Annotated in this window: 14 protein-coding genes; 8 read left to right on the top strand and 6 right to left on the bottom strand. The window is 34.6% G+C overall.

Features of this window, described 5'->3' with window-relative positions; all coding sequences use genetic code 11:
* Window positions 1-11: 11 nt before the first annotated feature.
* The 7 genes from EKM05_RS04295 to EKM05_RS04265 all read left to right on the top strand — a co-directional run bounded on the left by EKM05_RS04295 (window position 12) and on the right by EKM05_RS04265 (window position 6622).
* Window positions 12-581 carry a TlpA disulfide reductase family protein gene (locus EKM05_RS04295; protein WP_126553699.1) on the top strand — a complete coding sequence of 190 codons (570 nt, stop codon included), beginning with the start codon at window positions 12-14 and terminating at the stop codon, window positions 579-581.
* Window positions 582-683: 102 nt separating this feature from the next.
* Window positions 684-1247: a YeeE/YedE family protein gene (locus tag EKM05_RS04290; protein ID WP_126463080.1), complete on the top strand. Its 564-nt coding sequence runs from the start codon at window positions 684-686 to the stop codon at window positions 1245-1247.
* A gap of 10 nt (window positions 1248-1257) precedes the next feature.
* The gene (locus tag EKM05_RS04285) at window positions 1258-1755 is read left to right on the top strand and encodes a DUF6691 family protein (protein WP_126553697.1); all 498 of its coding nucleotides are present in this window, start codon (window positions 1258-1260) and stop codon (window positions 1753-1755) included.
* Window positions 1756-1761: 6 nt separating this feature from the next.
* Entirely contained in the window at window positions 1762-2853 is a 1092-nt protein-coding gene (locus tag EKM05_RS04280) for a c-type cytochrome (protein WP_199742819.1), read from the top strand.
* Window positions 2850-3275 (top strand): DsrE family protein, encoded by a 426-nt coding sequence (locus EKM05_RS04275; RefSeq protein ID WP_126462786.1) that lies wholly within the window; start codon window positions 2850-2852, stop codon window positions 3273-3275. Before EKM05_RS04280 ends, EKM05_RS04275 begins: the two co-directional genes overlap by 4 nt.
* Before the next feature lie 85 nt (window positions 3276-3360).
* Window positions 3361-5055 carry a bifunctional UDP-sugar hydrolase/5'-nucleotidase gene (locus EKM05_RS04270; protein WP_126553695.1) on the top strand — a complete coding sequence of 565 codons (1695 nt, stop codon included), beginning with the start codon at window positions 3361-3363 and terminating at the stop codon, window positions 5053-5055.
* Between the two features lie 136 nt (window positions 5056-5191).
* The gene (locus tag EKM05_RS04265) at window positions 5192-6622 is read left to right on the top strand and encodes an OprD family outer membrane porin (RefSeq protein WP_126553693.1); all 1431 of its coding nucleotides are present in this window, start codon (window positions 5192-5194) and stop codon (window positions 6620-6622) included.
* Window positions 6623-7055: 433 nt separating this feature from the next.
* On the opposite strand, the gene EKM05_RS04260 is transcribed toward EKM05_RS04265, so the two are convergent.
* Window positions 7056-7502 carry a tellurite resistance TerB family protein gene (locus EKM05_RS04260; protein WP_126553691.1) on the bottom strand — a complete coding sequence of 149 codons (447 nt, stop codon included), beginning with the start codon at window positions 7500-7502 and terminating at the stop codon, window positions 7056-7058.
* 402 nt (window positions 7503-7904) lie between these two features.
* Here EKM05_RS04260 and katG point away from each other — a divergent pair, with 402 nt between their 5' ends.
* Window positions 7905-10157, top strand: coding sequence for a catalase/peroxidase HPI (gene katG, locus EKM05_RS04255; protein WP_126553689.1), 2253 nt, complete (start codon window positions 7905-7907; stop codon window positions 10155-10157).
* Window positions 10158-10234: 77 nt separating this feature from the next.
* Here katG and EKM05_RS04250 read toward each other — a convergent pair whose 3' ends face one another.
* The 5 genes from EKM05_RS04250 to EKM05_RS04230 all read right to left on the bottom strand — a co-directional run bounded on the left by EKM05_RS04250 (window position 10235) and on the right by EKM05_RS04230 (window position 14350).
* The gene (locus tag EKM05_RS04250) at window positions 10235-10663 is read right to left on the bottom strand and encodes a DoxX family protein (protein ID WP_126462804.1); all 429 of its coding nucleotides are present in this window, start codon (window positions 10661-10663) and stop codon (window positions 10235-10237) included.
* Window positions 10664-10982: 319 nt separating this feature from the next.
* Window positions 10983-11480 carry a GNAT family N-acetyltransferase gene (locus tag EKM05_RS04245; protein ID WP_126553687.1) on the bottom strand — a complete coding sequence of 166 codons (498 nt, stop codon included), beginning with the start codon at window positions 11478-11480 and terminating at the stop codon, window positions 10983-10985.
* A 20-nt stretch (window positions 11481-11500) separates the two neighbouring features.
* On the bottom strand, window positions 11501-13297 hold the full coding sequence (locus EKM05_RS04240; RefSeq protein WP_126553686.1) for an ATP-binding protein: 1797 nt from the start codon (window positions 13295-13297) through the stop codon (window positions 11501-11503).
* 10 nt (window positions 13298-13307) lie between these two features.
* The gene (locus EKM05_RS04235) at window positions 13308-13760 is read right to left on the bottom strand and encodes a response regulator (RefSeq protein WP_231507360.1); all 453 of its coding nucleotides are present in this window, start codon (window positions 13758-13760) and stop codon (window positions 13308-13310) included.
* A gap of 29 nt (window positions 13761-13789) precedes the next feature.
* On the bottom strand, window positions 13790-14350 hold the full coding sequence (locus tag EKM05_RS04230) for an AraC family transcriptional regulator (RefSeq protein ID WP_126462812.1): 561 nt from the start codon (window positions 14348-14350) through the stop codon (window positions 13790-13792).
* Between the last annotated feature and the right edge of the window lie 7 nt (window positions 14351-14357).

Raw genomic sequence — 14357 nt, 5'->3', positions numbered from 1 at the left:
TAATTAAAAAAATGGAGCCAAAAAAATTAAAAAAATCGACTGTTCAAAATATTGTTTTTATCGTATTAATAGCACTACTTCTGTTCAGTCCGTTGGGCACTTTTGTAAAAGTAGAACTGAATCGATTAATTGCTTTTTCGCCTAAAACAATTGCCGTTATGGATCAAAAAGAACTGTCAACTTATCAATGGCAATTAAAAGACGCCACCGGAAAGACGGTGTCATTGGACGCATACAAAGGTAAAATAGTATTCATTAATTTCTGGGCCACCTGGTGTCCACCTTGTATTGCCGAAATGCCAAGCATTCAAAAATTATATGTTGATTATCAAGACAAAATAGTCTTTTTGTTTGTGACAACGGATTCCTTCGAAAAAGCAAATGCTTTTATGATTAAAGAAAATCTGACGCTTCCTGTGTATCAATCGGTAACCAATCCTCCATTAGAAATGGAATCAGCGACAATTCCGGCAACCTATATTATTAATCAATCAGGAAATGTAATCGTAGCCAAAATTGGAACAGCAAATTGGAATAGTGATTCGTTCCGAGAAATGCTAGACGAGTTATTAAAAAAATAAAATTATTGTCATTTTTTACTTTTTTTTTCTTGTGTGACAAAAGTAACACAACTACTCATTTATAAATATAACCTTTGTTGTAATAAAAAAATAAATATGGAAATTTTAGAATTAATCAAAGAACCTTGGCCTTGGTACATTGCAGGTCCATTAGTTGGACTTACGGTTCCGGCTTTGTTAATCATTGGAAACAAATCATTTGGTATTAGCGCCTCTCTACGCCACACTTGCGCCATGTGCTTACCGGCAAATATTACGTTTTTCAAATATGACTGGAAAAAAGAAATTTGGAATATGTTTTTCGTTTTCGGTATTATATTAGGTGGTGTGATCGCGTACAGCTTTTTGTCAAATCCAAATCCAATTACTATTGATGGAAATCTAAAAACCGAATTGGCAGGCTACGGTATAACTGAAATTTATGGAATGTTACCGGAACAATTGTTCTCGTGGGAAAGTTTATTTACACTCAAAGGCTTTTTTATGATGGTTATTGGTGGCTTTTTTATTGGTTTTGGTTCTCGCTATGCGGGAGGTTGCACCAGCGGTCATTCTATTTCTGGTTTGTCTAATTTACAAATGCCATCGCTTATAGCAACATGTTGTTTCTTCATTGGCGGATTGATTATGGCAAATGTTATTTTACCATTTATTCTTTCACTTTAAATTACAAATTATGAACATTAAAGATCAAAATACAGATTTCGAAACGCGTTCTTTAGATACGGTTTGTATCAACGAGAGCCAATTAGAACACAAATGGTATCACAATTTGAAATACTTAATCATAGGTGTTTTGTTTGGTATTGTATTTATAAAATCCGAGGTAATCAGCTGGTATCGCATCCAGGAAATGTTTCGTTTCCAATCTTTTCACATGTATGGCATCATAGGAAGTGCTGTAGTGGTGGGGATAATTTCCGTTTTCATGATAAAAAAATTCAATATTAAAACCATTTATGGCGAAAAAATTGAATTTCATGACAAAACTTTCAACAAAGGCCAAATTTATGGTGGCCTTATCTTTGGATTGGGTTGGGCAGTAACAGGAGCTTGTCCTGGACCATTATTTGCACAAATTGGAACGGGTGCCACAGTGATGATTGTTACTCTGTTTTTTGCAATAGTGGGAACTTGGGTATATGGTTATTTTAGAGACAAACTGCCTCATTAATACCCTATGAATCCAGAAAAACAAAATATCATTCCATTTAAATCGCTCGTAAAAAGGCTAATCTATCTGTTTATAACCATTATCTTCCTGGTAATGGTTTTCTTCGTCGGTTTGTTTTTCAATACCACAATTACCGCTTCGTTTCAAAATAATGATTCAAATCTCGATTCTCTTTATATCGATGCAAAGAAAAAAGTGATTTTGCAAAATGAAACGGCAAAATTCTGGAAACCGGCTGACATCGCTCTGATTAAAGATTCAACTTTAAAACAGGAAGTAGAATATGGCAAAGATCTAATTGCGCATACGGCAAAATATTTGGGTCCAAATGGCAGTGTCAAACCAATTACTAATGGAATGAATTGCAACAATTGCCATCTGGATGCCGGTACAAAGCCTTGGGGAAACAATTATGGTTCCGTATATTCGATGTATCCAAAAATGAGAGCCCGAAGCGGGCAAGTAGAAGATCTTTATAAAAGAGTCAACGATTGCATCGAGAGAAGTTTGAATGGTCAGCCTCTGGAAAGAGATGAAAAGGAAATGAAAGCCATGATCGCGTACATTGAATATATTGGCAGTAATGTACCTAAAGGGAAAGAATCGAATGCCTCGGGAATTTATGATCTGGAATATTTAAATCGTGCTGCCGATCCCCTAAAAGGAAGCGCATTGTATAATAAAAAATGTGCCAGTTGCCATCAAATGAATGGTCAGGGAATTTTGGCCGAAGATAAAAAGGAATACACCTATCCGCCACTTTGGGGCAAAAATTCATATAATAGCGGCGCAGGATTGTTTAGAATCAGTCGGTTTGCCGGCTATATAAAATACAATATGCCATTGGGTGCATCTTATGAAAGCCCTCAATTATCCGATGAAGAATCTTGGGATATTGCTGCTTATGTAGAAAATCTGGAAAGACCGTCGAAAGATTTAAGTCAAGACTGGCCCAATATTTCCAAAAAACCGGTGGATCATCCTTTTGGTCCATTTTCAGATTCATTTACGGAAACCCAACATAAATTTGGACCTTTCAAACCAATAAAAGCCGAAAAAACGAAAAACAAAAAAAACAATCTTAAAACTCCATTATGAAAAACCTAACGCTTTCATTTATCCTGGTATTTATCATGATTTCCATTGGCACATTGGCACAAAAAAAAGCGCAAAACCACAAAATCGTTTTTCAGTTTACCAATGCTACTGATACTTTGCAACAAAAAGCAATTGTAAACCAACTAAAAAATCTAACGACATATTGGCCAAATGCCAAATACGAAGTAGTAATTCACAGTATGGGTTTACCATTTGTAATGACTGCAAAATCAAAACAATTAGAATCCATAAAAGCGCTACGGGCAAAAGGAGTTCGTTTTTTAGTATGCGAAAACACCATGAAAAGTCAGAAAGTAACCAAAGACCAATTAATCTCCGAAGTAGAATATGTGCCGGTTGGAATTGCTGAAATTGTAGAAAAACAAGAGCAAGGCTGGAGCTATATAAAGGGAGGATTTTAAATACCAGTACCGATTATTTTTAGCAAAATAAAATGAACTACCGTATCAAAATCTGTTAAAAAACAAACCTAAAAACCTAAAAAAGATGAGCAATAACCGAAGAAATTTCCTGAAATCAGTAGGAACTTTAAGTCTAGGCGCAGTGATTATTTCACCTATTTCCGTTATTGCAAATACAACTGAGCCCACAGAAAAAAACTTGAATATAGCAATCGATGGTACTAAACCGCAAACAATTACTATTCTTCAAACCACTGATGTGCATTGTCAGATTCATCCGCATGATGAGTTATTTTGGGAAAATGGGAAAGCTGTTTTTAGAAAAACGGGCGGTTATGCCTACATGGCAACTTTACTGAAACAACTCAAAAAGAAAAACCCAAATACGTATACCATTGACACCGGCGACATGTTTCAAGGTAGCGAATTAAGCGTAGAAACTACCGGTGAAGCTTTTGTTCCCATTTTAAATGCATTGAATTACGACTTATATCTTCCCGGAAATTGGGAGGTGATTTATGGAAAAAGAAAGATGCAAACGTTATTAGGTTCCCTTGATGCACCAAAAATTTGTACCAATATGTATCATGACCTGGGCAATGGAAAACGTGGGGAACTTATTTTTCAACCGTATACTATTTGGCATGTTGCCGGAGCAAAAATTGGTTTTTTAGGATATACCGATCCATTAGTACCGCTAAGACAAAGTCCCAATTACAGCAAAGGTATTATCTATACTGATCCTGAAGAAAATCTGGCGCATTATGTGGATGTCCTTAGAAATCAAGAACAATGCAGCTATGTACTTATAATTGCACACTTGGGCCTGTCCCAACAAATAGCATTGGCAAACCGACCGGAATGTGAGGGTGTAAACTACATTTTGGGTGGCGATACACATGAAAGAGTGCGCAAACCAATTGTTTGTAAGTATTCAAAAGTGGTTGAACCGGGAGCTTTTGGTTCGTTTATTGGAAAATTAGATTTAACCATTCTCAACGGAAAAGTCATTGATGACAATTATGAACTACTGGAAGTTGACTCTCCAAAAATAAAACCGGATGCAACAATAGAAAAATTATTAATAGAAAAAGAATTCGTTTATCAGGAACAAATTAATACCATTATTGGATACAGCACGATTCCTTTGTACCGCTATTTTGTAGTAGAAAATCCAATTGACACAATGATCCTGAATGCCTTACACTGGAAATTTCCAGATATTGATATTAATCTTTCGAATGGATTTCGCTTTTGTCCACCAAAAACAACACCGGATCAAACCGGAAACATTCCTATTACAAACGGATTTATCTTTGATATGTTACCAGTTGACAGCACAGTAAGAACAGCCAAAGTTACCGGAAAGCAATTGAAAAACTGGCTGGAAAAAGAATTAAACAATGTTTTTGCTTATGACGCTTCTAAACGCTTTGGTGGATGGGTAGTTAAGTTCAAAGGAATGGAAGTCCGCTTTAATGCTTTTGCCGAAATGGACAAAAGAGTTCAAAGTATTACGATGAAAAATACGCCATTAGATCCTGATAAATTGTATTCAATCATGGCCTGTGAGCGTGACGGAGATCCTGTGGACATGCTTTGCAGGATGAAAGGCGTCATGGATGCTAAAAACACTAATGAAACCTTGCATTCGGTGATGAGAGATTATTTAAAACAAAATTCTCCTGTTACACCTACACCGCAAAAAAACGCAATAATTCTTGATGCTCCTGAAACACTCTTAACTCAAGTTACCGGTGTTGATTATACTTTCAGATAATAATTAAGTCGTAAAGTCAAAAGTCATAAAGTCGAATGTTTAAACATTCGGCTTTATTTTTTGAGCCAATGTGATAAAAGTTACCTCCCATTTATAGGACTCCGATTATTTTTGTAAAAAAATTAAAGACTTACAAATGAAATCTTTTTTCGCTATATTAATCTCAACTTTTTTACTTTTAATTAGTTTCCATTCCTCGGCACAATATCAGGAAGTTTCGAATAAGCCAGCCGTTTGGAAAGAGAAAAATAATAAAAAAATTGATTCCACCTCGATTTTAAATGCTTTCAAAAACGGAAACTTCATCGGCCATTTTCGCTATTTTTTTATGAGTACCAACAATGAAAGTGGCTTATCTGATTATTATGCCAATGCTGTTGGTGGCGGTGTAAAGTTTGAAACGGCTAAATTTCATAATTTTCAATTTGGGGTCAGTGGCTATTACATTTATGATATCGGTTCTTCTGATTTTTCTAAAAAAGATCCGGTAACAAATTTATCCAATAGATATGAAGTAGCGCTTTTTGATTTTCAAAACGTATCAAGTAAAGACAATTTAAGCCGGTTAGAAGAATTATTTTTAAAATACAACTACAAAAATTCTAATGTAACCCTTGGAAAACAACTATTGAATACGTCGTTCATAAATCTGCAGGACGGCAGAATGCGGCCTACTGAAGTCGATGGAATATGGATCGATTTTAATGAACTCAAAAAAACTAAAATAAATGTAGGGTACCTATACGGAATTTCGCCACGAAGTACCATGAAATATTTCAGAATTGCAGAATCCATAGGGATTTACCCAACTGGCGTGAATCCCGATGGAACAAAATCCGATTATGCAGGGAATTTAGACAGTAACGGAATTTATATTGTAGGCATACAAAATGAATCGATAAAGAATTTAAAAACACTTATATGGAACCAATATGCTGAGAATATATTCAATTCGACGCTATTGCAAATGGACTACAAATACAATTTAAATCCAAACTCGAAACTGCTTTTTGGTTTTCAGACGATTTACCAAAATGCCTTGAATTTCGGCGGAAATAAAAATCCACGCAAAACCTATTTTGAAAAAAATGGCAATTCACAAACTTTTGGTGGAAGATTAGGCTGGCAGAATAAAAAAATAGAAATTACTTTAAATTACAATCGAATAACTGCTAAAGGAAGGTATTTAATGCCACGAGAATGGGGACGAGACCCGTTTTACACCTTTATGGCCAGAGAACGGAATGAAGGTTTTGGAGATGTGCATGCGGTAATGACCAAAATACAATATACGAATCCTAAAAAAATATTCAAATCGCATTTGGCTGTAGGTTATTTTGATTTGCCAGACGTGAAAAACATTTCCTTAAATAAATACGAATTGCCTTCTTATGTGCAGACCAATGCTGATGTTCGCTACCAATTTCAGGGGATGTTAAAAGGGTTTGATGCGCAATTATTGTATGTACACAAGTTCAATGCGGGTGAAACCTATGCTAACAAAAATTATATTTTAAATAAAACGAATATGAGTACTATTAGTTTTATACTCAATTTCAATTTTTAAAATATGGCTTTTTTTTTTAATCCAAATAATAAAATTTCATGATCAGATAGTGCAGCACTAAATACAGTAAAGTTCCCACTATGATTAATGTAACTAGACAACTGATCAAATTGAGTACAACATTAGGGATAAACTTCAGTCTGGGATGCGTGATTATGGGTTCCCTATGAAGTTTTTTGTGAATACTTTCCTTTGCTATTTTGATTTTCTTTTTGATGGTCAATAGTTTTTTTAAAACAACAGTCGCGAATAATTCTTGTTGTTTTTGGTTCCGTAATTACAGTATTCTAAAGTACATAATAAATTCAACATAAATAACGCATCAAACCAAAAAAGAGTATTGCAATTCAAAATACTCCTCTAATTGTTAGTCTTACAAAATCAGTGTAGATCAAACCTCTTTTATATTATGACACGGTTTACATTGGCCTGTTTATATCTCTTTGTTGTTTCCTTTATTTTTCAAGAATATCACTTCAATTATTTTACTGGTCATTGATGCCTTTATTTGGAGTCGATTAGACAATACTTCAATTATGTTTTTTTCTTCCTTCTCCAATTTTCCATCCGCAAGTAGTACTTCTAATGCAAGTGCAAAAACGGTTTCTTTATCTTCTTTCTGGATCCATTCACAACAGGCAGAAAGATATTTTAATTGCCCCATTTCAATTCTTAAAGTATAGGATTTTGCATAAAGAGGCGCAATATCGATTCCTATAAATTGTTCTTTAGAATGCAATACTCTTGATAATGCTGCTGTTTCCGAATCAGTAATTTGATTGTCCGCAGAAATGCAAGAATATAAAATTCCAACCCAAGCTTCATGAGCTGATACTATCGGATTTTGATCCTTACTTTTTTTATCGTCAAATAAACTCATTTTTTTGTTTTTTGGATTAAAGTTACAGCTAACAGCACCAAGGATGGCTTAGTTTGGGATTAAATTATCATTTATTTTTTAGTTCGCACTAAATTTATCAGTATAAGAAGTATTATGTCAATGCTGAGATATTCCATAACCACCTTTGCTATTCCATTTCCTTTATTTAAACATAAATCAGAACTAAAAAAAAGTGGAGCCCAATTCTAGTAAACTAGTGCACTTAAAACCAAAAGAATACCAATACACAAATGCAGATGACTTTTTAATTGATTATTCTTAATAAATTGATAAATTCAGAATTAATGACAACCACTATAGTTTTTATCTATTAAAAATTAATTTAGGAAAAGTAATTTGTATGTAACTTTGCTTTAAAGAAAATAAAAAACAAATCATACTATGGAAAATAACACAAACCCGAGCTCCACATCTTACGATGTCAACGGAGAAAACAAATGTCCATTTAATCATGGTGCGAGTGCTGGTACTCCTGCAAAGCATGGTGCTGGTTCAGCTTCCTCAAATCGAGACTGGTGGCCAAATCAGTTAAAATTAAACATTTTACGCCAACACTCTGAACTGTCAAACCCAATGGGGGATTCGTTCAATTATGCGGAAGAGTTCAAGTCTTTAGATTATGCTGCCTTAAAGCAAGATATTATGGATTTATTGAATACTTCACAAGATTGGTGGCCGGCAGATTATGGTTTTTACGGAGGATTCTTTATTAGAATGGCATGGCATAGTGCAGGAACTTATCGTATTGCTGATGGACGCGGTGGTTCTGGAGCTGGTACACAACGATTTGCACCACTAAACAGTTGGCCTGATAATGCGAATCTAGACAAGGCTCGTTTGTTACTATGGCCCATCAAACAAAAATATGGCAGAAAAATTTCTTGGGCTGATTTATTAATTTTAAGTGGTAACTGTGCATTTGAATCCGCAGGATTTAAAACTTTCGGTTTTGCTGGAGGTCGTGAGGATGTTTGGGAACCAAATGAAGATATTTATTGGGGTTCAGAACGGGAATGGTTAGGTGACAATCGTTACAATGAAGAACGCGAATTAGAACAACCGCTAGCCGCAGTTCAAATGGGATTAATCTATGTAAATCCAGAAGGGCCTAATGGAAATCCAGATCCAGTATTGGCCGCTCATGATATTCGTGAAACGTTTGCTCGTATGGCAATGAATGATGAAGAAACCGTAGCGTTAAGTGCCGGTGGACATACATTAGGTAAAACCCACGGTGCTGCAGATCCAAATAAATATGTAGGACGAGAACCGGCTTCAGCCCCTATTGAGGAGCAAAGTAAAGGCTGGAAAAACAGCTTCGGTACCGGAAATGCAGGGGATACAATAACCAGCGGTCTTGAAGGAGCATGGACAACAACACCTGCAAAATGGAGTAATAACTATTTTGAAAATCTCTTTGGATACGAATGGGAATTGACCAAAAGTCCAGCTGGTGCCCATCAGTGGAAACCAAAAGGGGATGCAGGCGCTGGCACGGTGCCAGATGCTCATGATCCTTCCAAAAGTCATCAACCGTTTATGCTGACTACAGATCTTTCATTACGTTTTGATCCTGCTTATGAAAAAATATCAAGACGCTTTCTAGAAAATCCGGCAGAATTTAATGATGTATTTGCCAGAGCATGGTTCAAGCTTACTCACCGAGATATGGGACCAAAAGTACGTTATCTGGGACCAGAAGTTCCTGCTGAAGAACTAATTTGGCAAGATCCAATTCCTGCGGTTACACATCCATTGGTTAATGATCAAGATATAGTTAACCTTAAAACTATTATTCTTGCTTCAGGATTGTCTGTTTCAGAATTAGTTTCAACTGCGTGGGCATCTGCCTCTACTTTCCGTGGTTCTGACAAACGTGGGGGAGCTAATGGGGGTCGCATTCGTCTTGCTCCACAAAAAGACTGGAAAGTGAACAACCCAGCACAACTGGAAAAAGTGCTTAACAAACTTGAGAATATCAAAAAAGAGTTCAATAGTGCTCAATCTGATAGTAAACAAGTTTCAATTGCTGATTTAATTGTTTTAGGTGGTAGTGCAGCGATAGAGAAAGCGACATCAATAGCAGGTCAAACTATCTCAGTACCATTTACACCTGGACGTACAGATGCATCACAAGAACAAACAGATATAGAATCATTTGACGTTCTTGAGCCTCAAGCAGATGGTTTCCGTAACTATGTTAAAACAAAATATACGATATCAGCAGAAGAAATGCTGATTGACAAAGCGCAATTATTGACCTTAACAGCTCCAGAAATGACTGTTCTTGTAGGCGGTATGCGTGCATTGAATTCAAACTTCGATCAGTCTCAAAATGGTGTTTTCACGAAACATCCAGAAACCCTTACAAACGATTTCTTTGTAAACCTACTTGATTTAAGTACCACCTGGAAAGCAGTTTCTGAGTCAGATGACGCATTCGTAGGAAGTGATCGTACAACAGGCGGATTGAAGTGGATAGGAACTCGTGTAGATCTTATTTTTGGTTCTAATACGGAACTAAGAGCCATAGCTGAAGTTTACGGGTATAAAAACGGTCAAGAAAAATTTGTAAAGGACTTTGTAGCAGCATGGACTAAGGTGATGAACCTAGACCGTTTTGACTTACTTTAATTTAGATTTTATAATTTGTTTAAAAAGGTGGTCTGGCAACAGACCATCTTTTTTTATTTGTAATTGGATTTACAAGTTCATTCATTCTTCATCAAAGCTTTATCCACAGACCAAAATCCACTCCCTTTTATTAGTAAATAAAAACTACCTAAAAGCATTGCCCAATCAGTTCTGCTACCATGAAGCAGTTCCCAAAATCCGTTTTCTAAATAAACATCTGATTTTGTTGTTGCAAATGCTACTAGCATAACTATAAGTAAAGGAATACTTGCTAAGCGCGAACACAACCCAATTAAAAGTAAGACGCCACAAATAATTTCAAATGCACCAACAAAACTTCCTAATAAATCAGGTGAAGGCAAACCTATTTTTTCAAATCTCCCAGCTCCGCGAATTGCTGGAAACAAAAACTTTTGAATACCTTCCGATAAAAACACTGCTCCTACTATGAAACGAATGATTATTGTGGTTTTTGAATTGTCTGTATTAATGATTTTTTCTAACATATTATTTTCTTATTGGTGATTCTGTCTGTGGGTGTCTTGATCGTAAAAAAAGGTGCGTTTTCCATTGCATGACATCGGTTACAGTTGATTGTTATATTCTCAAATTCTTTATTAAAGATCAAGGTGTCCTTACTTTGAATACTTTTTTTCATTTCGGGTAAAATAACCGTCAAAAAATGGTCGGCTGATGCTGCTCTTTTGGGACTCCGCTCAAGTCCATTTTTTATGGTGGTGTACTGTCATCTGCTTTTATAACTCCGGAAGTATACGCACTCTTCCTAACTTCTCCTGCTGTTGTTCAATAAGCAATTTTTGGTGATTATAGCTTTTTTTCCATTCTGTAGTCTTCCATTTTATACCCGTGCTTTAGTTCAATATCCTCTTCGGAAACAATTTCAAACCCTGTTTTTTTATAAAAAGACAATGCGTTGTTGAATTTATTTACGTTCAAAGAGACCGCAACCGAATTATTTTCTCTAGCCAAATTTTCAATTGTATCAATCAATAGCTTCCCTGCTCCTTTTCCTTGTGCTTCTGGAAGCAAATAAATCTTGTGCAGCCGCGTTAGGTTTTGCGCTAAATAATTATGTGAATAAGAGGCAAAACCAAGGCAGAATTCATCCTGATGTACCAAAAGAAAACGATGTCCTTTTTGGATCAAATTTTCAAGTAATGCGTGTTCTGAATAAAAGAGTTCAAGCATATAGTCAATTTGTTCTTTTGACAATATGGCTCCATAAGTTTGAGGCCAAGTTTTATAGGCAATCTCCTGAATGGTTTTTAAATCTTTCGTAGTAGCTTCTGATATTGATATCATTCTGTTTTTTTGTAATTTAATTAAATCACATCCCCTTTTGGAATAAAAATATAAAATTTAGCCCCTACATTTGGCTTCCCTTTTACTTGTATAAAACCATTGTGGTTGTCTACAATTCTACTGCAAATAGCCAATCCCAACCCGGTTCCTGAATATTTAGAATCAGTTTCCAAACGCTTGAACAAAAGAAATATTTTTTCGGCATATTCCTGTTTAAAACCTATTCCGTTATCAGTAACAACAATCTTATAATACTCGTCTTTATTGCTTATTTTATACTCCCGGACTTCTTTATCCGTAATGTTTTTAGAAGTGATACTTATTTCAGGAACTGTATCTTCCTTGCTGTATTTAAGTGAATTGGAAATCAAATTAATAAAGAGCTGTTTAATTTGAAAAGGTATTGCAGTAATGGTTGGTAATTTACCTATTTGAATTTCGGCTTTTTTCTCTTCAATATTTGATGATAAATCCTGGAGTATTTCGCCCAAAACTACATTCAAATCCGTTGTTACAAAAACTTTATCGCCTTTTATAGTTCTGGAATAATTGACTAAATCAATTAATAACGTTTGCATTCTGTTAGCTGCCACTCGTACTTTAGAAAAATATTCCTTCCCTTGTCGTGAAATCAAGTCCAATTCTTTTTCTTCCAGTCTGGAAATGAACATTTGAATCTTACGAAGCGGTTCTTGCAAATCATGGCTTACAATGTCATTAAAAGCTTCCAGTTCTGTATTAATATATTTTAGTTCTTTGTTACTTTCTTCTAATTCAAGTGTTTTTTTATATTGATTAGTGATATCATAATTTACCCCAATTTTTATTAAATCTCCTTTTCCATTAGTAGTAAAACTTCCAACACCCATAATATATTTGATATCGCCGCTTGGTGTTAAAAACCGAAATATCATGGAAGTCGACTGGTGATTTATCAAAGAATCCAGGTGTACTTTAGTTACATATTCTAAATCATCGGGATGTATGTATGGAATCGAATTTTCAATATTAGGTTCGAAAGCTTTAGGCTCAACTCCCATTAAACGGAATAAATTATCTGAAAAAGTATACTTTTTTGTTTCTATATTAACCATCCAATGTCCAAAACCTGCTGTTTTTTCTGCAGCGTTGTAGGATTCGTTTAGTAAATTTAATGCGTCATTTGCTTTTTTAAGTTCGTCAATATCAACATTCATTTTTTGAAAGGAAAGCAATAAAATCAAAAGCGAGAGGATGACTAATAAAAAAGCCGTAATTAAGGAGTCCTGCAATTCAAATTGATGGTTGTCATTTTGAAATTTTGTTTTTCTACTTTCCGAAAATATAATTTCGGTCACAAAGGATTTCATTTCTTCAGTGACTTTACTACTTTCGAGTAACTTTGCATTTAAATCAATCGGGCCGGAATTTTTACTTTTAGCAATAATGTAGGTTTGTCTGAATAACTTAAAGCGGTAATCGATGATTTTTTCGAGCTGTTCAATATCTTTATTTCTCAAAGCGTTATTAGCGGTCAACTCTTTTAACTTTTTGATGCTTTCCTCTATTTTTCCTCTGCTCAAAAACCGATTTTCAATATAGCTATCTTCTTTTGTTATGATATAACTCCGCAAACTCGTTTCGTAAATACTGATAATCGACAAAAGTTTCTCTAATTCGATTTGGGTTTCATTTGAATTTGCAATTAATTCAACTGTTGAATCCAGTTTTTCCATTTGAGAATAAAACATTGAAGCAATATAACAAACCACAACAATTGCAATGGCCAAAGCTATTTTAAAGACTTGAGAATTTTTATATAGTCCTAAAATTTTCATTTATTCTTTTTTATATGCTAAAGAAAAAAGTTTCTATGTTTAGTCCTGAAGAATGAAATTGCCAATTCATGTGTACAACTTCCTTGATTACTTTTTTCAACATTATAAAGTCATTTGGCTTTTTAATATAAATATTGGCTCCTTTAATAAAAGTATCTTCAATATCTTTCTCTGAGGAAGAAGTAGAATATATTGCAATTGAAACCTCTTTAAATCGACTATTGGCTCTAATCTCATTCAAACAATCCAGTCCTGTTTTTCCGGGCATATTCAAATCCAAGAATAAAACATGAGGCAACTTACTTAATGGATTTTCTAAATAATCCATCAGATCTTTACCATCTTTAAACAGCGTTAAATCATTGTTCATTTTGAGTTCTTGCAAAGCTTCACTAAAAAAAGTGCGATCATCTTCGTCATCATCAGCCAGAAGAATATGCATTGAATCTTGGTGTGCAATCATAAAATAGGGAATTATTTTTTAAATTTTATTTATTCTTTGTTTGATAATTTCCTTCTTTTACCTACAATTCTTTTAAACAAGGAAGGAGTTAATCCGGTTACTTTTTTAAATTGCGTAGACAAATAGGCTACACTGCTATAGTTTAACTCATACGAAATCTCCGTTAAAGTCAGTTTCTCTTCAATTATTAATTTTTTTGCTCTTTCAATCTTTTGAATAATAATGAAATTCTCAATAGAGGTATGGGTATATTCTGAAAAAACATTAGTGATATACCCATATCTGAAGTTCAGTTTGTCTGCTAAATATTGAGATATCGTTACGTCCGGAAATTTATCTTTATCGTACACTATTTCTATAATAGCATCTTTAATTTTTTGGATTAATTGTGCTTTTGGATTATTGATAATTTGAATCCCATATTTTTTTAAAACATCCTGAAGTGCGTTCAAACTCTCTTCTGAAATAGCATCCACAATTTCAATTTGCCCTAAGTCTAAAAGTTGATAATTAATCTCTAATTTTTCTAATTGCTCTTGCAATATAGCCCTGCAAGCTATGTTTCCATCATAATTAAAATTGAGCTTCATAGCAATA

It is taken from the genome of Flavobacterium sp. GSP27, from assembly GCF_003970395.1.
Classification (GTDB): domain Bacteria; phylum Bacteroidota; class Bacteroidia; order Flavobacteriales; family Flavobacteriaceae; genus Flavobacterium.
The sequence above is the reverse complement of the archived record's forward strand: the minus strand, read 5'-3'. Positions and strand labels throughout refer to the sequence as shown.

Bases quoted from the DNA above. Each gene is read 5' to 3' on its own strand.
- EKM05_RS04295 (WP_126553699.1), top strand. From the start codon at position 12: ATGGAGCCAAAAAAATTAAAAAAATCGACTGTTCAAAATATTGTTTTT.
- EKM05_RS04285 (WP_126553697.1), top strand. From the start codon at position 1,258: ATGAACATTAAAGATCAAAATACAGATTTCGAAACGCGTTCTTTAGAT.
- EKM05_RS04280 (WP_199742819.1), top strand. From the start codon at position 1,762: ATGAATCCAGAAAAACAAAATATCATTCCATTTAAATCGCTCGTAAAA.
- EKM05_RS04275 (WP_126462786.1), top strand. From the start codon at position 2,850: ATGAAAAACCTAACGCTTTCATTTATCCTGGTATTTATCATGATTTCC.
- EKM05_RS04270 (WP_126553695.1), top strand. From the start codon at position 3,361: ATGAGCAATAACCGAAGAAATTTCCTGAAATCAGTAGGAACTTTAAGT.
- EKM05_RS04265 (WP_126553693.1), top strand. From the start codon at position 5,192: ATGAAATCTTTTTTCGCTATATTAATCTCAACTTTTTTACTTTTAATT.
- EKM05_RS04260 (WP_126553691.1), bottom strand. From the start codon at position 7,502: ATGAGTTTATTTGACGATAAAAAAAGTAAGGATCAAAATCCGATAGTA.
- katG (WP_126553689.1), top strand. From the start codon at position 7,905: ATGGAAAATAACACAAACCCGAGCTCCACATCTTACGATGTCAACGGA.
- EKM05_RS04250 (WP_126462804.1), bottom strand. From the start codon at position 10,663: ATGTTAGAAAAAATCATTAATACAGACAATTCAAAAACCACAATAATC.
- EKM05_RS04245 (WP_126553687.1), bottom strand. From the start codon at position 11,480: ATGATATCAATATCAGAAGCTACTACGAAAGATTTAAAAACCATTCAG.
- EKM05_RS04240 (WP_126553686.1), bottom strand. From the start codon at position 13,297: ATGAAAATTTTAGGACTATATAAAAATTCTCAAGTCTTTAAAATAGCT.
- EKM05_RS04235 (WP_231507360.1), bottom strand. From the start codon at position 13,760: ATGATTGCACACCAAGATTCAATGCATATTCTTCTGGCTGATGATGAC.
- EKM05_RS04230 (WP_126462812.1), bottom strand. From the start codon at position 14,350: ATGAAGCTCAATTTTAATTATGATGGAAACATAGCTTGCAGGGCTATA.